The sequence below is a fragment of the Maribacter sp. MJ134 genome, assembly GCF_003970695.1.
In the GTDB taxonomy this organism is placed as follows: domain Bacteria; phylum Bacteroidota; class Bacteroidia; order Flavobacteriales; family Flavobacteriaceae; genus Maribacter.
The window spans coordinates 2,356,109-2,380,370 of record NZ_CP034570.1 but is presented as its reverse complement, the minus strand read 5'-3'; the positions used below and the strand labels follow the sequence as shown (position 1 = coordinate 2,380,370).

Below are 24,262 nucleotides of genomic sequence, written 5' to 3'. Positions count from 1 at the left end.
AATTTGTAATCTTAAAGTTAGGTATTTTATGGGAAACAGGGATAAAGTAGGTGTAGTACGTCATTCTTCTCTATTAAGCTAATATTGGTTTTACAATAGGATGGGATAGTAAGCATGCTGCCCGTAGCTGCGAACATTTTTTGAAGTCTTTCTAACGCTTTGTCCATACTGCCTAATTGCTGGTAGGGCCAAGTTTTATCTTCATTCATATAGGGATACAGAAAGTCATGCCCTTTTTTTAGGGTTCCTGATGCCGATTCATCTTTCCATAAATCGATTTGCATACTTTCTTTTCTTCCTAGGAAGGCTAATTTGGTAAGACCGGACAGATTTAGGATGCTATAGGTCATGCCTTTAGTTCTTTCCAATTCATGTGGCTGTCTCCCATCAGCTTCAATTTGATGCCGAATTCTATTTTCACTTACCGATTCTAGGACAGTTCTTGCGGCATCGGTTTTATCTAAAAATAGAAGCAAGGAGACGACTTGTACATCGTATAGCGTGCCATGATTGTTTTTACGGGTTTTTTCAAAGATTCCAAATTCGCTGGTCTGTAACCAATGCAGATAGTCCTCCATCCATTTTCTCATCGGGGTTTCAACTTCAGGTTCCAATGTATTCCCCACCTTCAAAATTTCCAAAGCGGTTACAATGTTCAGGATGCCATGAAAGTCGATAATGCCAAAACCCCTGCCGGTATTCCTTCCCGGGATGCCCTGTGCATAATCTAGGTTGGGGTTCATTTTAGTGGTTTCGTCTATAAACCAAACCTGCAATAATTCTTTGGTTTTATCGGCATATTGCTTTTCGCCTGAAAAAAAGAATGCAAAGGAAAGTGTTTTAACATGATAGAATAATAGATTTTTTGCATCCGTATCTACATTTTCTCCTCGGGTCATCGGGTTTACTTCCCCGTCCCTGCGTATCCACGGTAGGCCGTCCTCTTTATCCGGGTTTGGCCACCAATAGGGGGCCAGACTTAAATAATCGCGCTTATCGCCGCTAGCCGCCGTTCTGCTTTTTTCAACAACTGAAGTTGGTTTCGCATCTAAAGCGTTTTTCGCATCGGCCATCAATTTTTGATAGGCTGGTAAAAAATGGTCAGATTTATTTTTGATTTCTAGTTTTACCTTCTGAAGTTTATCAAAATCAAGCATAGTAAAGGTATCGCTTATGTAGGATTCCTTTTCTTGACCGTAACAGGAACAGCCTAACAGTATCAGCAAGAAAAAAACTGAAAACGGAAGGCTTTTGGTGCCTGTATGCATTTTATCGTTCCAGTTTTAGTAGCTCGCTACCGGCCAATAAAAAAGCGCCTGTACCATAATTCTGCCAGCTGTCTGCCGTGGCTGGTTGTGGGTCGGCACCAATATCTTGCACCCAGCCTACCATACCGTTCTCTTGCTGACAAGCCACCAAGGCATTCCAAGCTTTTTTTGCGGATGGGCCATATTCGTCTTTGTCTAGAAGTCCATTGTTTACTCCCCAAGCCAATGCAAATGTGTAAAATCCGCTTGCACTGACCTCACCGTGATTCCATGATTCTGGCGAGAGCAAACTGGTTCTCCAAAGACCATCCTCATGTTGTAATTCTTTGATTCGAGCGGCCATTTCTTTGTAGAGATTTACATAAAATTCACGGTGTTCATAGTCTTTGGGCAAATCAGTCAATACTAAGGCAAGTCCGCCCAATACCCAACCGTTACCGCGGGCCCAAAATATTTTCTTACCATTGGGTTCTTTCAAATCTTTTTCGTTAACGCCCCACTGGTAACGCGTATCCCTTGCAAAAAGGTGTTCTTCTTTATCAAACAATAAGTTATAGGTTTCCATGTAATACTTGTGCATTGCATCAAGGTATTTCTGCTCCCCGGTTTGTTTGGCGTATTCGGTAATTACCGGGGGCGCCATAAACAGCGCATCACACCACCACCAAAGAATTTTTTTCTCTTTGTTTTTGTCAGTACCATCTTTCCATTTGTTGGGTTCGTAAAGATGTGTGTCTAAAAATTCCTTGGTAGGGCCTAAATCCACCAAGTTTTTCCGAGTACTATTGGCATATAAATATGAATAGGAAATAGCGACATCATCGGCATGGTAGGTTCTATACAATGGTTTCCAATGATTTCTATACCCCTGTGTTTTAAGAGCTGCCAAGAAGATAGGGTTTTTGGTCGTTTCATGGGCTTTGGCTACGCCCACGTAATAGGCACCATTGGTCCAGTCCGTTGGGGCAAGGGCAAAAATAGGATGCGCTTCTTGCCACTCCATCGCTTTGACCATGGCGGTTTCTATGGCCTTGTTGTCCATCTGCTGCCCCATGTTTTTGGTTGTCGCAAATACTAGTAGAATAAGCAGTAATCTTTTCATCGTTTTCATCGTTTTCGTTTTAGTGCGTTTTTATTTTTCTAGTCTGAATTTCCCCGTTACCCCTTCTTTGGAAGAAGTACCTACCATAACCGTATAATCTCCTGTTTCCAGTATTTTCTCCATGGTCAATCCAGTAAATTCGAGCATTTTTGGGTTGATGGTGAAGGAAACGGTTTTGGATTCCCCTGGGGCCAATTCAATTTTTTCAAAGCCTTTTAGCTCTTTGTCCGGTCTGGTTACGGAGCCAATATCATCTTTCAAATAGAATTGAACCACTTCCTTGGCTTTTACTTTTCCGGTGTTGGAAACGTCAACGCTAATGGTTATTTCGGAAGTAGGGGTGATGGTACTGTCCGATAATTTAAGGTTTTTATATTCAAATGTTCCATAGCTCAATCCGTGGCCAAAAGGATATAAAGGACCATCTTCCAGAAATAAATAACCTTTCTTGTTATTGATTTCCTTCATGCTGTAATGAAAGGGAAGTTGCCCTATGGACCTAGGAATAGTTACGGGGGATTTCCCGGACGGGGACACATCTCCAAAAATGATTTTTGCCAATGAGGCGTCGCCAAGTTCGCTTAAATCCCATGCGTCTAAAATGGCATCAGCTTGTTCCGATATCGTGTTGATGGATAAGGTTCTTCTGTGTTTTAAAATAACGATGACGGGTTTTCCAAGAGCTTTAATTTTCGTTACCAGTTCGTCTTGGGCACCAACGGGGTCAATAGTAGCCCGGTCGCCCAAGGCATTATTGAAAAAGGCCTCTTTCGAGGTAAACTCATCACCGCCTAAAAATAGGACAACGGCGTCCGAGGCTTGGGCAATATCAACTAATTTATTTATCTCTTCAGAACTGGTTGGAAGTAATTTCGGTACGCCTTTATTCTTGTCCGTCAATTCAAAACCTTGTGCTGCTACAAAAGTTACTTGGTCACCTGTTACCGATTCAAAAGCGGCTTTGGTGGTTTCGTTCAAGATAGGCCCTAATAGAGCAATTTGCTGTTTCTCTTTTTTTAGGGGTAGTGTATTTGCCTCATTTTTCAATAGGATAATGGATTCTAAATCGGCTTCTTGCGCTAATGCCAATGAGGATTCAGAACGGACCGTTTTCTCTACCTTTTTTATGTCAACATAGGGGTTGTCAAAAAGCCCTAGAATCATCTTTGTCCGTAATACCCGTCGTACGGAACGGTCTATCATTTTTTCTATGGAAGGGTCTTTCTTGACCATTTCCGGCAAGTAGGCATAGGAATCCTCGGCATACAAATCAATATCGATACCAGCAACAAGCCCCATCAGGGCTGCAGCTTCCGGACTTTCCGCAACCTTCATAAAATAGTATAAACGCGCAATGTCATTGGAATCTGAGACTACGTAGCCGTCAAATCCCCATTGGTCGCGTAAAACCCCGGTCAATAATTCTGGGTTTCCGTGACTGGCTACACCATTTAAATCGCCATGGGAGGCCATAATGCCTAAGGTTCTAGCTTCTTTTACCGCTGCCTCAAAAGGAGGGTATATTTCGTCTATCAAGGTTCTGGGTGATATTTCAACTGCGGCAAAATTAGAACCTCCCAACACTTGTCCGTAACCTGCAAAGTGTTTTGCAACGGCACCGATATGGGTTCCTGCTCCTAAGCCTTTATAATCGCCTTGCACGCCTTTTATGGCGTTTACCACCATTTGAGTGGTCAAGTAAGTGTCTTCACCAAAAGCTTCGGACATACGGCCAAAACGGGGGTCGCGCACAATATCCGCCTCCGGCGAATGGCACATATGCATTCCTCTTAATCGTGCTTCATTACCTACCACGTCCCAAATACGGTTAACTAACTCGGGATTGAAAGAGGCGGCCGAGGTAATAGGTCTACCGAATTTTGTACAGCCCTCAGCGTCTACTCCGTTGTATGATTCGGTGACAAATAGGGCAGGTATGCCCCAACGGTTATGTTCAATGATATACTTCTGTAGTTCGTTGTTCAGTTTGGCGGCTGCTAAGGGAGAAATATGCTCTCCGGGATTCTTGATACCGGCAATGCCTAGCTTTAATTTCTCAATGACTCTATCCGATAGTTCCAATCTCTCTTTTTCGTCGGATTTTACCCCGATATTGGCATGGAAAATCCGCATTTGGGCCACTTTTTCTTCTAGCGATAGTCTGGGCAGCAAATCTTCAACCCGTTCTTCTATAGAAAGTGAAGCGTCTTTGTAGTCCATCTTCTTTTTTTGTGCCGTTAGGCCAACGGTTAGAAGTGAAAGGAAAAATAGGATTGGATATTTTATTTGTTTCATAAATGTTTAATTCTAAAAATTGTTTTAAGGATTTTACCATACTTTTTTAGGGTTGTACAATTACACTGCGTTCTGCATTCTGTGCCTCGGTCAATGTTTTTCCTTCTATAAACAAAACAAATCGGTCCAGTGCATGGAACTTAGAACGTCCGGATACTTCCATGGTATAGATACCGGGGGTATCAAATTTCACAAATATATTGTGTGGGTCATTATCGCTGGTATTGGAACGCCAAAACCATTCCCCAACCCGGTTCATATACACTTTAAACCAACCGTCCGAGCTGCTGCCTTCCGGATTAGGGGTTTTATCCAATCCCTTTGGAAAAACGATGCTGCCCTCTCGCTGCCCAAAAAAATCACTTGCATCGGAAAAGCGGAGCCAGGAGTCATTTCCTTCAGATTGACTATCGCCTTCTGAAATTCTGGACCGCCACACAAACTGGTAGGTTCCGGGAGTGGAGATGTTTAATTTATAGACCAAAATGCCTACTCCGGGCATATTAAAATTATCTTCTTTGTTCCAACGTAAATAACCGGTGCCGTCAAAAGCATCAAGGGTGTTTCCGCGTTCCCATTCCAAATCGCCCTCTACGGTTTCAAATTCCACACTTACGATTCCGTCGTTTTCCTTGTAGCTGATAACATCTAAATCGGTATTTGGGTTCATTGGGTTGTCTGTGCCTTCTTCCTCCGGCTCTTCCATTTCTTCCATCATTTCCTCAATGGGTTCTTCCGTGTTAGCGTCTGAACTACAGGAAAAACCTAGCGTCAAAAAACAGATGAAACTGTATATTTTAATACGATGGATTTTTCTCATTTTTTATAACTTAAGGTATAGGTTCCCGAACCTAGGGGTATGGTATTGTTCGTTGCATCACCAACAGCAAATGTTTTCCAGTCCTCGCTATTAATTTTCAAGGTCTCTTTTTGTTTTTCATCAATGAATACTCGCGCCATTGTATTAAAGGGTACTTTAAGGTTCATTTCAAAATCGGTGCCATTTTTTGTCCATTCGTTACTAATGGTGCCGTAAGGCGTGCTAATGCTGATGTCATTATTCTTGAGATGACTAGGAAATACTGGGTTTACCGTAAATTCTTTAAAACCCGGTTGTTCCGCAATGGGTCGCACACCGCCTAGGGTCTCAAAAAAATATGCTGCAAAACCACTATGCATGGGGTGGTTTAAAGAATTTGTGGGTCCTTCCATCTTTTCCCACTCAAATTGACGTTCTGGCCATGTGGTGAATCCGGAGTTCATTTGGTAGGCCTGACTGGGGAAGTCCGGCGTTGTTAATATAGCATGGGCCAAATCTGCTTTACCGTGCTTTGCCAACACGGTGTAGATATATCTATTTCCATGTATCCCCGTGGCATGATGCCCTCCTTTTACTTCAACAATATCGTGCACTAATCCATTGACTACATTCTCAATCTCCCCTTCTGGCACCATACCAAATTGTAAGGCTTGTACCGTTGCGGTCTGACTCAGGTACCATTTATATTTGGTGCCATCTTTCTGCTTTAAATATGCTTTGTTGAAGGCTTTTTTTAAAGCTTCTTTTTCCATTTTCATTTGAGCTTCGTAGGTGCTGTCATTATTCATTTTTGCAAAAGTTTCCATAACACCTAAAATATCAAAGAAATAGGCATTGGCGGAAATAATCGGGTCAGTTTCCATGGCACCGGGATTTAACCTTCGGTCCCAACTTGGCGGACACCAATCGCCCATGCCGTCTTGCATAATCCCATTCTCACCTTTAAAATTCAAATAAAAATTGGTCAGTTCTTTCATTTCCGGGTAGTACTCCTTTATGATGGCATCATCTCCATAAAACAAATAGTTGTACCAAGGCAGGTACATGGTGGCAACGCCCCAATCTATTTTTGCATAGGTAGAGGTCCGCTTACCGGGGGCAATCATGGTAGGCACCTGAAATTTGATATCCGGGTCGTTATGCCCTTTGGTGGGCCGCATTTGGGTACGGATATCTTCCATGTATTTTTTATAGAAATCGTACATGTCGTAGTTGTACAATGCATACTCGGCAAAGGCATGGGCATCACCCAACCAACCACATTTTTCGCGATGGGGGCAATCCTCCGGAATACCATGAAGGTTATCTTCTATGGTCCATTTACTAATGCTGTGCATTTGGTTCAGGATATCGTCCGAGGAGGAAAAACTTCCGGTGTTGTCAATATCGGTAGCAACAAGCACCGCTTTAATCATATTGGCATCCGGCTTTTTGGAAATGCCTTTTATCTTGGCGTACCTAAAACCATGATAGCTGAATTTTGGTTCCCAAGATTCCGGCTCTGAGCTTTTAGCGATGTACTTGTATATTTGGGGCATACCGTTGGCACCGCCTCCCGTAGACCCGGGAAAAATATCACTACCGTCCGTCAATAAGGCCTCTGTATTTGTAATCTCTATAAGCTGTCCCTCTTTTTCTTGGATATTTAGTTTGACCCAACCAGCGATGTTCTGTCCAAAATCAACTATCCATTCTCCATCCGAACCTTTAAACACTTTTTGCGGCTCCAAGGTTTTTAGTTTTTTAATGGGCGGTATTTGCTGTGCACTCACTTTGGTAATGTTTGGTACTGTTTCCGTAGCTGTTCCCCAATCATCATCTATGTAGCCCACGGTGTTCCATCCATTTATTTCATGGCGGGCATCATAGGTATCGCCACCGTAGATGTTGTTGAATACGATGGGACCGGTATTTTCTTTCCATGTGTTATCCGTATAAAAATCAGAAGTTGTACCATCGGTATAGGTGGTCTTTACCAGTAGCTTTACGGTAGGTGGGCCGTATGCCAAGTCCTTTTCAGATTCAGGGTCATTTTTCCAAGAGATATTCTGTCCGTAAAAACCATTGCCCAAAAGAATACCAAAGGCATTTTTATCCTCTTTAATAGCCTCTGTTATGTCATAGGTGACATAGTAGGCCTGCTTGTAATAATTGGATGGTGCAGGGTCCAGCACGTGGTCGCCTACTTTTTCCCCGTTCAAATAGAGTTCGTAGTATCCTAGTCCACAGATGTAGGCCTGTACTTTTTCTACTTCTTTTTCTACGGTTATTTCCTTTCTGAAATAACTGGCCGCAAAACCTTCTACCATAATGGGTTTTGCCATTTTACCGGTTTTGTATTCCCTGTAACGGTGTGGCGAGATCCTTTTATCTTCTGTTAGGGTAATCCATTTAGCGTTACCCCAATTGTCAAGATTCATTAAGCCCATTTCAAAATGCTGGGTAGTGGACCAGTTGGATGCCTTGTTGTTTTCATCCCAAATTTTCACTTTCCAAAAATAACGCTGCATGGCTTTAAGGTTAGTGCCGGCAAAGGGTACAAATGTAGATGTTGTGCTTTGTACTTTGTTGGAATTCCAAACATCGGCATCGTTCTCGTTTAATTTTTCTTCAGAAGATGCCACTAAAATATGATAGGCGGATTGTGATTTATTGAACCCTTCGGCGTCAACAATCCACGAAAAAACGGGATTCTCAGTTTCAATGGATTTAGGAGTTTCTTTCTGATTACATAAGAGCTGCTCAAAAGATAGGTTAGGCCCTGGTTTTTCCTCAGTACATGAACCGAGGATTGCTAATAGTAGAATTCCAATGCAGCGCAAAAAGTAATTTTTATTTGATTTTATGCGATTGTGAGTCATTATTTACGGGTTATAGTTTTAGAAAAATGCAGTTGCACCGGGCCTAATAATCCAGATGGCATCAGTACATCGTTTACTTTATAAAAAGGAGCTGTAGTAAAGGTGGTTCTTTTTCCTTTAGGCCTTGGTTCATTGTTGGTGTACCATGTCGGCATGGTCAAATCGGTGGCGCGATGCGGTCCTAATTTGTACCCTCCATCATTTGCGGGGTAGCGTTCATCACCGATCAGTCTATTACTCCATTGGTTGGTGAGCAGAATTTCAATTTGATTCTCGCCACTTTTTACGTAATCTGTAATGTCTACTCTAAAAGGCGGCATCCACGAAACGGCAACCGGTTGACCGTTAACAAGCACTTCCCCTACAATATAAACCTGGCCCAAATCCAGTTGTATTTTGGTGCCTTTTTTTGTTTCTTCTTCATTCAGCACAATCGTTTTGCTATAGCTCGCGGTTCCGCTGTAATAGTTGATGGAATCTTTAGGGTGAGCGCTCCAATCTACCAAGGAGTCAAATGGTACAGTACCGCCATACCCTTGCTCTTGGTTGAAGGTTACTTCCCAAATGGTAGAAATATCTTGGGACGCCGGGATATCGGTCACCGAAAAATCCCAACTTCCCCCAGAGGTCAATGGAACGGAATAACTGCCGTTTTCCGTCGCAGTTGCTTTAAGGATATTTTCCTTGGATAAGCTGAGGTTGAGATGCTCCTTGTGTTCTTTTGCGCTATGAACGGTATCGGCATCCTCCCGAAACACCACAAAAATAGATGCTCCTGCATCTAACCGAATCTGCGTAGTAGTGTTGCCATTTTCTGTTATAAACTGACCTTGTTTGGTGATGCTCCCGTCCATTGGATTCCATAGTTCCGGAATTTTATGGCCTACTCGGAACTGGGCATGGAATGTTTTCGTTTCTAAGGTATCTGGATTAAAAAAGAAATAGATGTCTTCCGTAGCGGTTTTTCGGTGTGCGTAATCGGTAGTTTCTTGATTGAGAAACCGCATATCTGGGCTAATGTTCTGGTCTGTCAAAACCCTTTTCCACTCGGTAACCGATTTTATCAAAGTTTTTAATTCGGACACTACTTGGTCAAAAGCTTTCAGGTCTTCCTCCGTTTTTTTATAGCCTGCTAATTTTTCAGGAAGTTCTCCGTAAACAGGAACCCCGCTTTTGGCAATGGCCAGTATGCGTTTTGCGGTTTTCAGGGAAATCGTTTTGCTATTTTGGAGCAGCAGTATTTTATACGATGTGCCTTCGGGAAGTACCAATTCCTTTTCTTCAATGGCGATTCTATTTAAAAGTACATCGGTATTTACGTTGTCAAAATTGATGCTTTTTGGTATGGCCGGGGAAATATCGTCTCTGTAATAGGCAGAATTTGGCGCTCCTTCTCCCACGTATATCAATACATCCGATACTGGAACCCCTTGCCTGAGCATATGAGAGCCACGTGCAATGTAGTCAAACCATGCTTTTCCGGCATTTTCCCACCAGGTTTGGGTTCTGTCCAAATGAAAACCCCAACGGTTCATGGTCATTCCTGGGGCAACATTAGGATTGGCCTGGTGCGCAAATCTGTGGAACATGAATTCGTTGATGCCGTAGGTCCACCCTAAGTCTCCAGAAGTTTTTGCCATGGCGGGATGACCTTTCCAGTTGATGGTAGGGTTAGAGGTGAAGGATTCTGCAGATATAACAGGTTTGCCATAAATATGGGCAGAAGACACGGCAGATTCGGTTTGGGTGATAGGGCGGTTCATCCAGAATTCCCCCATGGGAATATCGGTTACGCCGCCAATATCCAAATCGTTTAAAGGCCCAAAACCATAAGGTTCTATGTAACTTTTAAGTCCGTCTGCATTGCACAGCTCCGTAAAATACTCAAAATAGTTTTTGGTCATGAGGTCGGAAATTACCTTTCTGTAATCGGATAGTACGGCCTCTGATATTTCAGGATTGCCAATAAATCTTCCCGCTACTAAGGGAAGCATTTCAATAAAATCATAGTCTTTTTCGTTCTCAAAGATTTTGGCAAAACCATCAGTCCAGTTTTGGCCTCCCATTTCATAACTGTCAATCTCAATATATTGCAAAGCATTAGGCGCTACAGGACTAGCATTGTTCACCACCTTTTTAATAAAGGCATCGTAATGTTTCTTAAAAGGCGGCCTGCTTAATTTATCCACTTCCAAGCCACGACCTTCGTCAGAGGCGGGATTGTTAAATGCACCCGTGGAGGTATAACCAAAGCGCATTATGGTCCAGTTGCCACTTGGCAGTTCCGTTTTTAGGACACCTTTGGCATCCATCTGATTCGAAAGATTTCTTATTTGCCAAGGGTCTATAAGCATCGTGCTATCCGGAGAACCTATATCAGCTAAATTCTTGTCCTCGGTTCTGGCGATTGCCGTTCTGCCCAAAGGGTTGTTTATAAAATAATTTGCGGTCAGCTGTACTTCTTTTAAGGTGGTGGTACGATTAAACTTTAAGCGAAAATATTTTGAAGTAACACCCTCAAAATGGTCGTTGATGGCCCATTCTCCTTTTCCCGTCCTCACCTTAAAAAGATTTCGTATATCAATAAAATTGATGCCATCCGCACTGATTTGCAGCATAGCCGTACTATGACGGTCGTTGAAAATGATTTTGGCGGACCGTAAGGTTTTGGGCTTTTGGTAGGTAAACTGTACCCATAGGGATTCGTCTTTCTTCGCGTTTAGAGTAGATTCGGCATCTATTTTTCCATCAGAAATAAGGGCTGTATCCAACGATGTATCAGATGCTGTAATTACCGGGGTATTTGTAGTGTCGTCTATTTCTGAATCTAAGGCGGGGTAGGCGATTACAGCAATATCCTTGTAAAACCCCTCTCTTTTTGTAGGTTCTTTTAAGTTGAGACTGATGTTTCCTCCTTCTGTAACCGTTTCGCTCCAAACCACCATTTTCATGGATTCTTCGGGTAACACCCAGGGGCCACCACTAGCAGACCAACCATCACAATTATGTACGCCAAAGGAAAGACCAAGGCGTTCTGCCTCTTTGGCTGCGTGGTCAATCATTTCATGATGCTCGGCCGAGTTGTATTTTATAGGTCCATTGGGAATGCCTTGGGTAACGTTGAATAATAATAACCCACCCAAGCCAACCTCGGCCATGGATTCCAAATCTTTGGTGAGTCCTTCTTTGGTCATGTTGCCGCTCATGGCATGGAACCACGTCTTGGGCTTGGCGCTAGCCGGTGGATTTAGAAATTCTTGGGCAAGGTTCCGGGTATTTTCACCTTTCTCCTCACAGGAAAAAAGTATCACCGTCAACACTGTGAGAACACCTAAAATTAGCTTTTTCATTGTCTATAATCCCTCACGGACTAAAATACAGTTTTGAAAGGGGTAGGGTATCCTGTACTATATGGTTGACATAGCGGAAAATAACGATGTATTCTTTGTTCTAAAAAGATTCTTTAAAACATCAATTAAGGTTTACTACTTTAGATTAGAAGCTAGTCGTGCGTCTTATGTAAATGGTATAGGAGACATTTTAAGAAATAAGGGATAGCATGAAGATACAAGTCCTGTAATTGGGACGAGTATTTTAGACTTACAGATTTTAGCTATCTTCAAAGCCCCTAGCATGGTTCGTATTAGCAACTTTTAATAATTTAGTTTCATCCGTAATACTAATTGAATTGACTATCAACATTACAGCTAAAGAAATGAACGAAGTGCTGACAACACTGTTTAGCAAATACGGATTTTCTTCAGAAAAGGCCAAATTATTGGCGCATGTACATACCGAAAACACCTTGCATGGTGTAAATTCCCACGGCATTAACCGAGTACCCTTCTTTATTGAACAGCTGCTACGCGGTTTGGTCCGTAAAGATGCTGAGGCTGAAAAAGAGGAAGGTTTTGGTAGCATAGAACGGTGGGATGGCAATTTGGGTTCAGGTGTACTCAACGCGATAAAATGCACGAAACGAGCCATTGGTATGGCGAAAGAAAACGGAATGGGATTGGTGGCATTACGGAACACCAACCATTGGATGCGGGCAGGTTATTATGGTTGGATGGCCGCGGAACAAAATTGCATCGGTATGATGTTTACCAACACCGAGCCCAATATGCCGGCCTGGGGCGGGAAGGAGTCACGATTGGGAAACAATCCCTTGGTAATCGCAATTCCAAGAAAAAAAGGACACATTGTTTTGGATATGGCCATGACCCAATTCTCCTTTGGTAAAATTAACGAGTACCAACTTAGCGGAGCACAACTGCCCTATGATGGCGGATTTGATGCACATGGAAATCTTACCAAAAATCCGGAGGACATTTTAAAGACCAAAAGCGGACTCCCCATTGGTTATTGGAAAGGTTCTGCCCTGTCCATAGTCTTGGATATGCTTGCCACGCTACTATCCGGAGGGAGGTCTACCTATAAGTTGGGCTTGGAAGAACATGAGTACGGGGTATCTCAAATTTTTATGTGTATTGACCCTACAACATTTCACCAGTCTAACATTCAGGAACAATTGCTAGAAGAAATCATTACCTATACAAAGGATATTACACCAACCCGTCCAGATGGGAAAACGTATTATCCCGGAGAAAAATCCCTTTCCAATAAAATCGAAAATGAAAAAAACGGGATGCAGGTAAGCGAAGAAATTTGGAACAGGGTAATTAACCTTTTAAATAACTAAAAACCAAGACCGTGAAAAATAGTAGAAGAGACGCCCTTCGTAAATTAACAATGGTACCCGCCCTTGCTGCGGCTCCCACCTTGTTTGGGGCCTCAACCGGTAATAGTTTAAAACCTGTTTCAACGCTGCAACGTGTGCAATACAGCGTTAATGCCTACTCGTTCAATGATGAGTTTAAAAGCGGGAAGATGGATTTTTTCGATATGATGGAGTTTGCTGCGGATATTGGACTTCATGCGGTAGATTTAACTTCCTACTATTTTTCAAGCTACCCAAACCTACCCGACAAGGCGGAAATTTTTGCTTTAAAAAAACGGGCGTTGGAACTAGGTTTGAACATTTCATGGACCGGCGTTCGAAATAATTTTGTTACCGCAGATGTGGCAGCAAGAGAAAAGGACCGACAAATGATTAAAGATTGGTTGGCCGTTTCCTCACAGATAGGTTCCACCATTTTGCGAATTTTCACGGGCAGGAATCTTCCCGACGGCTACACGAAGGACCAAGTAAAAGCATGGTTGGTGGAAGAATACAAGTTATGTGCCCGGTATGGTGCAGAAGTTGGCGTTTTTGCCACGCTACAAAACCATAATGAGTTTTTGTTTACGGCAGATGAAGTTATCGCTATTCTTGAGCGGGTAGACTCCGAGTGGTTCGGGCTTATTTTGGATATATCCGGCCTACGCACTACAGATGACCCCTATGCCGAGGCGGAAAAACTGGCACCCTATGCCAAGTATTGGTTTATCAAAGAGCATGTATATCACGACCAAGTCAAAAGACCGACCGATATGTCAAAGATGGCGACCATGATAAAAAAACAGGGATTCCAAGGCTATGTATCCTTTGAGAGCTTATCCGACGGTAATCCAAAAGAAATCATCAAGAATATGTTGATGGATTTTAGGGGGGAGTTTGAAAATCAGTAAAGCAAAGGTCTCGTCTAAACCGAATTACCTATCTCAACTTACATCACTAAAAGGAAGATATTCGCATTATCTGAAATAATGGCAGTCTTGAATTTTTAGCTACACCTTTCTTTACAAGACCTTCATATTTTTTAGCAGTCCAGAATCTCTTTAAACTATAGTTCAGTTTTATATTCAGGATTTAACTCCGTTGGAATTGGGGCATTGGTTTCTTCCCACCATTTTTTAAGCAGTTCCAGTAATTCGTTTGCCTTTTCGGGATGGGCGGTGACTAGATTATTTTTCTCCCCAATATCTTTGGATAGGTTATACAACTCCATCCCATCATCTTCAAAATAATAATGTAGTTTCCAATCACCTTTTCGAACCACGGAGCCTGGTCGGGTTCTGAACAAAGAGTCTCTGGTTTCATTATCATGTATATTGTAAGCCTGTAAATAAACGGGGAAGTGCCAAAAAAGAGGACGCTCCATGGTAGTTTGCCGTTCCTCTAATACCGCTGCCAAATTTTTACCATCTAATTGAAGGGACTGGGACCCAACCTGTGCATACTTCAATACGGTCGGAAAAATATCCAGATTGGTAATGGGAACGGCACTTTTTGTCCCAGGCTTTATTTTTTTGTTGAACACAAAGAAAAAAGGCTCTCGGATACCACCCTCATAATAGCTGCCCTTTCCTGCCCGTAAAGGTTTTTGTTTGGTGATGCCGTACAGGCCGCCATTATCGGAGGTGAATACAATTAGCGTATTGTCATAAAGCCCCCTCTCTTTTAGTTTACCGATAATTAAACCAATGTTTCTGTCCAAATTATCGACCATTGAGGCATATTCAGCATTTTCTTGTCCTTGCCAGGGCGACTTCTTTTCGTATTTGGGAACAATGCTGTCCACCGGCATAATGGGTACGTGCACCGCATAAGGAGCATAGTTTAAATAAAATGGTTTTTGAACCGTGTCAATGAAGTTGAGGGCCTTTTCAACAATTAAATCCGTGAGGTATTCGGTCTTCCCTTTTTCTATAGCCACATTTTTATAAGGTGGATAATAACTTTTCGGAAGTCCGTTGTGGGCACCTCCAATATTTATATCAAAACCATATTCCAAAGGGTTGTCGCTCAAATGCCATGTGCCAGCGTGGCAAGTGGTATATCCGTTTTCCTGTAAAACCTCTGGTAATATCTTGTGTTTGGCCGCTAGGGTATGGGTGTTTTTGGTGGGAATCAATTTTCGGTCTTCAGATTTCCCTCTGGCGGAAGGTGTTACCGTATAAACCCCGTGACGTGGTGTCCATTGCCCCGTCATTAAACAGGCTCTGCTTGGTGCGCAATTGGATGCGGATGCATAGCCATTGGTAAAAATCATGCCTTGACCAGCCAATTCATCTATATTGGGGGTTTCATAGTATTGACTTCCCATAAACCCCACATCCTTCCATCCCAAATCATCTACATTGATGATGAGGATATTTGGAGCTTTCACCTCTTTTTTACCGGTACATGCCACACATAGTAGGATTAGGAGTATAGGTAGTATTCGTATCATTTTATCGTATTTATACAAATTCTCTTTTCTATTTAAAATAATGAATTTTGGTACAATAACTTTGATATACTTTTTTAAGTAAGTTAGGGTCATTAATTCAGTGTTTTTATTTTAATCGGAATGAGGGTGACGGGGCCAATAGTGCCGAAGTCAACAAAGGGTCATCCTTTTTCCAATGGCTCCAAGAGGAAAATGTAGTCCGCTCTGTGGGCCGTTCGGTATACTTAGTCAACCATTCCGGTAAGGTTTTTAGTTTTTTACCATTCCGTTCATAATCCATTGGCAGGTTTTCATCACTTATGAGCCTATTTGGCCATAAATTCGTAACCTTAATTTCTAAGGTATTAGTGCCTTGGGTAACATACTTGTCAATAGGCAACCTGAAAGGTGCTTTCCAAAGTATCCCTGCGTTTTTACCATTGATAATGATTTCGGCCATTATGGCGACACTACCTAAATCCAATACTAAATAGCTGTCCGAACCTAGCAGCTTTTTTGAAAGTTGAAATTCCTTTATCTTCTTAAACCGATTTGTGAAGTAAAAAATCTACTAGAAAGTTCCACAGGATAATTCGGGTTCAAAATCAATCCACACTCAGATATATAAATCCGTTTAAGGGTTCAAAATTGGGCTGTTCGTTAATACTAACGATATAGTAATAGGTTCCTGTAGGTAAGCTGTCTGATTTAAAGACAGCATTATCAGGTGAAGAACCACCCCAATCGTTTTGATAATTTTGTGATTCAAATACCTTATTGCCCCATCTATTGAAAATCATTACATTAAAAGTATAATCGCAAAGCTCGTTATTCCTGATTTCGAACAAGTCATTTACGCCATCGTTGTTTGCAGTCACCGCTTTGGACACCTCAAGAGATACGATTCCGCAGTCAGCACAATCCTGATCAACCGTTACAATAAAGTCTACTTCATACCTACAAGTATCAACAGAGGATGTATAAGAGATGGTATAATCACCTATTCCATGAACTGTAGGGTCAAAAGTACTTCCATTGAGTTGGGTTCCTTCTTGAAACAAAGTAAATGTATCGGAGGGATCAAAAGATTCAGGCAAATAATCCAATAAGTCAACAGGACTGTCCTCAATACAAATTTCAATCTGTATTTCAGCCAATTGTTGTTGTAGAACGAATATGGTTTGTGTAAAGTTCGCCGTGTTTCCACAGGAGTCAGAAACCATCCAAATTCTCTCGATATTGTAGTCGTCGCTTCCATCAACCATTTGGATTTCTTCGGAAAACTCCACTAGAGGAGGCGTACAACCGCCCACATCGCCTAAATCAGTTATGGGAGGAATAGGATCACCGCATATAATGGTGATGTCTTCAAAATTTGGATCTGTGAAGACAGGGCCATTTGGGTCTAGATAATCTGGCCTGCCATCGTTATCACTATCATCGTTGGTAGGATCACCGTTGTTGTCAATATCTTCATCTGGGGTATTGATACCATCGCCATCATCGTCTAAGTCTCTAAAGTCGGGTATACCATCTCCATCGGTATCGGGTAGACTTGATTGAGGATCGTCAATATCATCATTGACGTCATTATCGTTTACTTCATTTCCTTCGAATCCATCGTTTAGGCCATCTCCATCGGTATCATTTCCACTGAACGATACATCGGCCACACCGTCTTGATTAAAATCGTGTCCTTCTATATTATCTGGAACAGTGTCGTTATCACTATCATCATCTACATAGTCCGGTATACCATCACCGTCCGTGTCTATTGGAACCAGACCTAAATTACCATTATTTTCATAAGCATCATCAAGACCGTTATTATTGGCATCAATACCGCTAGGGGCAACATAGTCTGCTACGTTTTGAGCTTCGACATTATCAGGTATACCATCATTGTCACTATCAATATCTAAGTAATCGGGTATGCCATCGTTGTCTTTATCGGTGGGGTTCGTAGCTGGGTCATTATCCCCATCCAAGTCTAAATCTTCAAATAGATTAACAATACCATCATTATCCGAATCTATATTAGAATTCAAGGAAGCAATACATACCACCGTAAACGACGGTAGTACAGTTGGATTATCTGCTCTGGTGATAGTAGCTACATAGCGTTCAACCGTTTGCGTTGCGGTCACCGTTGGCTCGCTCCCTGAAAGTGAGGGATCGTTCCAATTTATTGTAGTTACCTCGTTTATGTTTTCGGTGATGTCCAGAATAACCTGGTTTTCTGGGTCATTACAATCTGTCACGATGAAATATCCTGTAGCATTGGAACCGCAGAGCGTACCATCATAAGTGGCAAAATAGACCCCAGGTTGTGTAACCTCATAAAAAGAATCGGTTCCCAAAACCGTACTTAAATCTGAAGCCTCATACCAACGATAATTGCTTTCATCCCTTGTATTTGGTGCATCCAAGATAAATTGTGAACTTACTGGAATAGACCAAAAGAGGACTACAAAGAATAGTAGATGTAGGTAGTTGAATTTCAATATTTGGGTTTTTGTTTATTTAAATTTTTATTCAATCCTTAATGGAACAAGTGGAGAATGCTAAAAAAAGTGAATCCAGTAACACTTGAACCATACCTTGGAGTTTACCATTCTTTATTTATCGGCCTTTCTAAGCATGGCCTCTATGGCATCTAAACGAGCCATGATAGCCTCGTTTTCTTCTTTAAGGTTTTTATTTTCCTCATTCAAATCATTATTATCTTGTTTGAGCGTGTCAATTTGGCCAGTCAATTCTTTTAAAGCATTGACCATCGTCGCCAATATGGGTCGGTTGTCCAATGTCAAATAACCTTTTTCGTCTTTGCTTATGGCCTCGGGGATGTTTGCTTGTACATTTTGCGCACTGAAACCAATATAAGTACCTTTTTGCTCCAAGCCGGATTTTTCATTCCATTGGTAAGCAATCGGATTGATACCTCTGAGGGCGTTCAACCCTTTTTTGAAATTACCGACTACATTTTTTAAACGAATATCGGAGGATACGGATAAGTTACCGTTGGCATCTGATTGTACAGATCCTGCTCCCAAGCCACGTATTCTGGTCTGTCCGTTAACGTCTAAGGTTCTAGTGGGGGTATTGGTATTGAACCCTATTTGCTGATTGAGGAAGTTGATAGATCCAAAATCCGAAGTACTACCTGAACCAAAATTACTTTCAATTCTTGAATCATTTTCATTGATTGAAATCGAAAACTCCCTAAATTGGTTTCCCCCATTAATTCTCAATCCTGCCCCTTGTGCTTGGCTTGAAAAAAGTTCCGTCGAAGGATTTTCGGCACTACCAAATGAAACCGTTGCAATACGTGATGAGGTTTCAGTAGCCAAAATGGATGCATTGCTTAATCCTTTTTCAACCCGCATCAATGCTGTTGAACCAGCAGCAGGGTCGTCATCGATAACCAATAAATCAGGTGATTGTAAAATACCCAATGGGGTACCTGAACCTACCTGAAGATTGGCTGCAGGGGCCGAAGTTCCAATGCCCACGTTTCCGTTGGCATTAATACGCATACGTTCCGTTAAATCTGAGGGATTGGCACCTATCTGCCCCCCGGAAAAGACTAAGTTCGCATCGTTGCCAACTGCTGTCTCCCTGAACATATTCCAAGTGTACGAACCGCCTGAGTTCTGAAAGGCTATACCGTTAGAGGCGGAGTTATCAGGGGTTTGTATGGTAAGGGCTTCGCGGTTGGTATTGCTGATGGTCACATTCCCCGATCGAGAGATGTTCGCCACTTGATCTTCGCCCGTTACGCCCCAAGCATCGCCATCTGAACCAGCACCCGCAACCTCTGCTAGTGTACGTTGCCTAATATTACCATTTACATCTGTTGTTAAAATACCATCTGTAGCTACACCTGCTGGTATGTTTCTCACTCTTGCATTACCATTTATATCTACAGAGGCAGTAGGGTTTGTATTATCGATTCCTATATCGTTACCTACAAAGTTTATTGCTGAACCACCACCATTGCTGTCCCCTGATAAGGTCACTATATTATTTCTTGCCACAAGATTAAATTCTGAATCATCACCAACTCCACTTCTTAAAGCACCTTGTATGGAAACATCCAAATTAGTAGACCTCATGCGCATAAAATCAGAGTTGGCATTATCTACGCCACTTATCATTTGAATTTCTTGACCAAAAGCAGATGAATTACTAGAGTTCATCACAATAAAACCATTATTAGCCGAATCCTCTCCAACTACGAGCGCTGCACGTGTGTCACCATTCGCATTACCTACACGCACATCTCCCGCAAACCTAGAGCCATTGCTTGTAATTCCCACAGTAAATGGTGAGACAGGGTTTGCATTATTTACACCTACGTTACCACCTAATGGGTTAAATAGTAGATTATAAGCAGGCGCGTTTGCAGCGAAACCTCTAGCTTGTAGATAGGTATTAAACCCACCAGCCTCAGTCGAGAACCCTGAAACGGCACCTATTGTAGCATTGTCTGAGTTAGAGAGCACTAAGTTATAATTACTTGAATTAGCAACATTTACAGCTTCAGATAGTGGTCTTACTGTTGCTCCTATTGTTGGTGTTTTAGAAAGTTCTAAACCAGCTCTTGGTGTTGTTGTGCCTATACCCACATTACCTGTTCTACCTATGTTGCTTGCTATATCTTCACCGGTAACGCCCCAAGCGTCTCCATCTGCACCACTAACGCCACTAGCAGCTACAATTTCTGCCGCAGTACGCTGGCGTATATTACCATTAGCATCTGCTGTAACAACAACGTCTGCAGCTGCACCTGCTGGTATGTTTCTTACTCTAGCATCTCCATTAACATCTAGAACACTTGTTGGCACTACATTACCAATACCTACACTATTTTGGTGTACTACATCTCCAAATGTGGTAATTCTTCTACCATTGCCTGCTACGGTTTGAACCCCCACTATGTTAAGTCCTTCTTCAAACAGACCAGCACTTATAATACCGTCATTACCATCAGTTTGATTAGTGTTGGGAAATCTTAGGAAGTTACCATCAGATGTAAAGGTCTGGTTACCGTCTACTTGTAGTTTTTGTGTAGGTACAGCAATACCAATACCTACATCTCCTGTACGGCCAATAACACTTGCTTGGTCTTCTCCAGTAACACCCCAAGCATCGCCATCTGAACCAGCACCCGCAACCTCTGCTAATGTACGTTGCCTAATATTACCATTTGCATCTGTTGTTAAAATACCATCTGCAGCTTCACCTGCGGGTATATTTCTTAATCTAGTTGTACCATTTACATCTAAAGCGCTTGTAGGCACTACATTACCGATACCCACACTATTTTGGTTTACTACATCGCCAAATGTGGTAATTCTTCTACCATTGCCTGCTACGGTTTGTGTACCCACAATGTTTAAACCTTCTTCAAAGGCACCAGAACCAATAGTGCCATCGTTACCATCTACAGCATTACTGTGCGGAAAAAGAATTCTTTGCCCATCTTGTACGGTTGTAATATTACCATCTATCGTTAGGCGTTGGGTGGGTGCGGTTGTACCTATACCTACGTTACCCCCTACTGGGTTGAACAGTAAATTATAGGCAGGCCCGTTTGCAGCAAAACCTCTAGCTTGTAAATATGTATTAAAGCCACCAAATTCTGATGAAAACCCTGAAACCGCACCTACTGTAGCATTATCTGAATTAGATAAAACATAGTTGTAGTTACCAGAGTTTGCAACATCTACAGCCTCTGTAAGCGGTCTTACGGTTGCTCCTATAGCTGGTGCTTTAGAAAGTTCTAAACCGGCTCTTGGAGTAGCTGTACCAACACCTACATTACCTGTGCGACCTATGTTGCTTGCTATATCTTCTCCGGTAACACCCCAGGCATCGCCATCTGAACCAGCACCCGCAACCTCTGCTAATGTACGTTGCCTAATATTACCATTTGCATCTGTTGTTAAAATACCATCTGCAGCTGCACCTGCTGGTATGTTTCTTACTCTAGCATCTCCATTAACATCTAGAACACTTGTTGGCACTACATTACCAATACCTACACTATTTTGGTGTACTACATCTCCAAATGTGGTAATTCTTCTACCATTGCCTGCTACGGTTTGAACCCCCACTATGTTAAGTCCTTCTTCAAACAGACCAGCACTTATAATACCGTCATTACCATCAGTTTGATTAGTGTTGGGAAATCTTAGGAAGTTACCATCAGATGTAAAGGTCTGGTTACCGTCTACTTGTAGTTTTTGTGTAGGTACAGCAATACCAATACCTACATCTCCTGTACGGCCAATAACACTTGCTTGGTCTTCTCCAGTAACACCCCAAGCATCGCCATCTGAACCAGCACCCGCAACCTCTGCTAATGTACGTTGCCTAATATTACCATTTGCATCTGTTGTTAAAATACCATCTGCAGCTTCACCTGCGGGTATATTTCTTAATCTAGTTGTACCATTTACATCTAAAGCGCTTGTAGGCACTACATTACCGATACCCACACTATTTTGGTTTACTACATCGCCAAATGTGGTAATTCTTCTACCATTGCCTGCTACGGTTTGTGTACCCACAATGTTTAAACCTTCTTCAAAGGCACCAGAACCAATAGTGCCATCGTTACCATCTACAGCATTACTGTGCGGAAAAAGAATTCTTTGCCCATCTTGTACGGTTGTAATATTACCATCTATCGTTAGGCGTTGGGTGGGTGCGGTTGTACCTATACCTACGTTACCTGTTCTACCTATAGCACTTGCTTGGTCTTCTCCATCAACTCCCCAAGCATCACCATCCGCAATTGCATTTAGGTTAACCGTGTTGCCATCCTCTATGCTCAAATCCGTTCCGGTCAAAGTCAGGGTTTGGTCATCAGTATTCGTTGCCGCAGCGATATCCGCTACGGGCACGCTTACCGTACCACCATCACTGTCGGTGATCACCAAATCGGAGCCTACCACCTCAAAGGTCGCATTGGTCGTGTTGGTATCCGTCGCCGCGGCGATGTCCGCCAAGGGCATGGTCACGGTGTTGCCGTCACTGTCCGTTAATATCAGGTTTGTGCCGTCATCGCTCAGGCCTACGTTGGTCGTGTTCGTATCTGCGAGGGCGGCGATATCCGTTACGGGTACGCTTACCGTACCACCGTCACTGTCGGTGATCACCAAATCGGAGCCTACCACCTCAAAGGTCGCGTTGGTCGTGTTGGTATCCGTCGCCGCGGCGATGTCCGCCAAGGGCATGGTCACGGTGTTGCCGTCACTGTCCGTTAATATCAGGTTTGTGCCGTCATCGCTCAGGCCTACGTTGGTCGTGTTCGTATCTGCGAGGGCGGCGATATCCGTTACGGGTACGCTTACCGTACCACCGTCACTGTCGGTGATCACCAAATCGGAGCCTACCACCTCAAAGGTCGCGTTGGTCGTGTTGGTATCCGTCGCCGCGGCGATGTCCGCCAAGGGCATGGTCACGGTGTTGCCGTCACTGTCCGTTAATATCAGGTTTGTGCCGTCATCGCTCAGGCCTACGTTGGTCGTGTTCGTATCTGCGAGGGCGGCGATATCCGTTACGGGTACGCTTACCGTACCACCGTCACTGTCGGTGATCACCAAATCGGAGCCTACCACCTCAAAGGTCGCGTTGGTCGTGTTGGTATCCGTCGCCGCGGCGATGTCCGCCAAGGGCATGGTCACGGTGTTGCCGTCACTGTCCGTTAATATCAGGTTTGTGCCGTCATCGCTCAGGCCTACGTTGGTCGTGTTCGTATCTGCGAGGGCGGCGATATCCGTTACGGGTACGCTTACCGTACCACCGTCACTGTCGGTGATCACCAAATCGGAGCCTACCACCTCAAAGGTCGCGTTGGTCGTGTTGGTATCCGTCGCCGCGGCGATGTCCGCCAAGGGCATGGTCACGGTGTTGCCGTCACTGTCCGTTAATATCAGGTTTGTGCCGTCATCGCTCAGGCCTACGTTGGTCGTGTTCGTATCTGCGAGGGCGGCGATATCCGTTACGGGTACGCTTACCGTACCACCGTCACTGTCGGTGATCACCAAATCGGAGCCTACCACCTCAAAGGTCGCGTTGGTCGTGTTGGTATCCGTCGCCGCGGCGATGTCCGCCAAGGGCATGGTCACGGTGTTGCCGTCACTGTCCGTTAATATCAGGTTTGTGCCGTCATCGCTCAGGCCTACGTTGGTCGTGTTCGTATCTGCGAGGGCGGCGATATCCGTTACGGGTACGCTTACCGTACCACCGTCACTGTCGGTGATCACCAAATCGGAGCCTACCACCTCAAAGGTCGCATTGGTCGTGTTGGTATCCGTCGCCGCGGCGATGTCCGCCAAGGGCATGGTCACGGTGTTGCCGTCACTGTCCGTTAATATCAGGTTGGTGCCGTCATCGCTCAGGCCTACGTTGGTCGTGTTGGAATCGGTAGAAGTCAATTCCCAAGAAGTGCCATCCCAAAAATAGATGGTTCCCGTATTGGTATTTACATACAAATCGCCAAGATCCGACCCGCTTGGACTTGTAGCACCTGGCGCATCTACGACCGTGCCTTGTATTACCTCACAGTTACATTGGTCACCGATTGCAACCCTAGTCTGTGCGAATGTGATTCCGGATAGGAATAAAAATAGCACTAAAATTCTTTTATCAATTACCCTATATCTAATTAAAGACGTTGTCATTTTCTTATTGAACCTATTATTTTTTTCTTTAATTTTCATTGTAGATGTATTCATTTTGCACTGTTTAAC

12 protein-coding genes are annotated in these 24,262 nt (G+C 43.2%); 2 read left to right on the top strand and 10 right to left on the bottom strand.

Translation table 11 applies throughout. The features are described from left to right. Positions 1-26: 26 nt before the first annotated feature. Genes EJ994_RS10335 through EJ994_RS10310 form a run of 6 tightly spaced genes read right to left on the bottom strand, consistent with a single transcriptional unit; the run spans position 27 to position 11,696 of the window. A complete protein-coding gene (locus EJ994_RS10335) occupies positions 27-1,268 on the bottom strand; it encodes an alginate lyase family protein (protein WP_126592353.1) in 1,242 nt (413 codons plus the stop codon). 1 nt (position 1,269) lies between these two features. Beyond that, on the bottom strand, positions 1,270-2,370 hold the full coding sequence (locus EJ994_RS10330; RefSeq protein WP_241240764.1) for a glycoside hydrolase family 105 protein: 1,101 nt from the start codon (positions 2,368-2,370) through the stop codon (positions 1,270-1,272). Between the two features lie 30 nt (positions 2,371-2,400). Continuing rightward, positions 2,401-4,665 (bottom strand): glycoside hydrolase family 3 N-terminal domain-containing protein, encoded by a 2,265-nt coding sequence (locus tag EJ994_RS10325; RefSeq protein ID WP_126592351.1) that lies wholly within the window; start codon positions 4,663-4,665, stop codon positions 2,401-2,403. Positions 4,666-4,711: 46 nt separating this feature from the next. Next, on the bottom strand, positions 4,712-5,485 hold the full coding sequence (locus EJ994_RS10320) for a hypothetical protein (RefSeq protein ID WP_126592350.1): 774 nt from the start codon (positions 5,483-5,485) through the stop codon (positions 4,712-4,714). Further along, a complete protein-coding gene (locus tag EJ994_RS10315) occupies positions 5,482-8,307 on the bottom strand; it encodes an alpha-L-rhamnosidase (protein WP_241240763.1) in 2,826 nt (941 codons plus the stop codon). The genes EJ994_RS10320 and EJ994_RS10315 overlap by 4 nt, the downstream gene beginning before the upstream one ends. A 38-nt stretch (positions 8,308-8,345) precedes the next feature. Then, the gene (locus EJ994_RS10310) at positions 8,346-11,696 is read right to left on the bottom strand and encodes a glycosyl hydrolase (RefSeq protein ID WP_126592348.1); all 3,351 of its coding nucleotides are present in this window, start codon (positions 11,694-11,696) and stop codon (positions 8,346-8,348) included. Between the two features lie 338 nt (positions 11,697-12,034). On the opposite strand from EJ994_RS10310, the gene yiaK reads away from it, so the two are divergent. Together yiaK and EJ994_RS10300 are read left to right on the top strand one after the other, a co-directional pair. Further along, complete coding sequence (yiaK, locus tag EJ994_RS10305; RefSeq protein ID WP_206507125.1) at positions 12,035-13,048, top strand: 3-dehydro-L-gulonate 2-dehydrogenase; 1,014 nt, start codon at positions 12,035-12,037, stop codon at positions 13,046-13,048. A gap of 11 nt (positions 13,049-13,059) precedes the next feature. After that, positions 13,060-13,977 carry a sugar phosphate isomerase/epimerase family protein gene (locus tag EJ994_RS10300; protein ID WP_126592347.1) on the top strand — a complete coding sequence of 306 codons (918 nt, stop codon included), beginning with the start codon at positions 13,060-13,062 and terminating at the stop codon, positions 13,975-13,977. Positions 13,978-14,132: 155 nt separating this feature from the next. Here the strand turns inward: EJ994_RS10300 and EJ994_RS10295 are convergent, their stop codons facing one another. From EJ994_RS10295 to EJ994_RS10280, 4 genes are all read right to left on the bottom strand, one after another. Further along, entirely contained in the window at positions 14,133-15,521 is a 1,389-nt protein-coding gene (locus EJ994_RS10295; protein WP_126592346.1) for a sulfatase, read from the bottom strand. Between the two features lie 106 nt (positions 15,522-15,627). Next, positions 15,628-16,068, bottom strand: a complete 441-nt coding sequence (locus tag EJ994_RS10290) for a glycosylhydrolase-like jelly roll fold domain-containing protein (protein ID WP_410504177.1) — start codon at positions 16,066-16,068, stop codon at positions 15,628-15,630. A gap of 37 nt (positions 16,069-16,105) precedes the next feature. Then, the gene (locus tag EJ994_RS10285) at positions 16,106-18,004 is read right to left on the bottom strand and encodes a gliding motility-associated C-terminal domain-containing protein (RefSeq protein ID WP_126592344.1); all 1,899 of its coding nucleotides are present in this window, start codon (positions 18,002-18,004) and stop codon (positions 16,106-16,108) included. 114 nt (positions 18,005-18,118) lie between these two features. Continuing rightward, positions 18,119-24,247: a tail fiber domain-containing protein gene (locus EJ994_RS10280; protein ID WP_126592343.1), complete on the bottom strand. Its 6,129-nt coding sequence runs from the start codon at positions 24,245-24,247 to the stop codon at positions 18,119-18,121. Between the last annotated feature and the right edge of the window lie 15 nt (positions 24,248-24,262).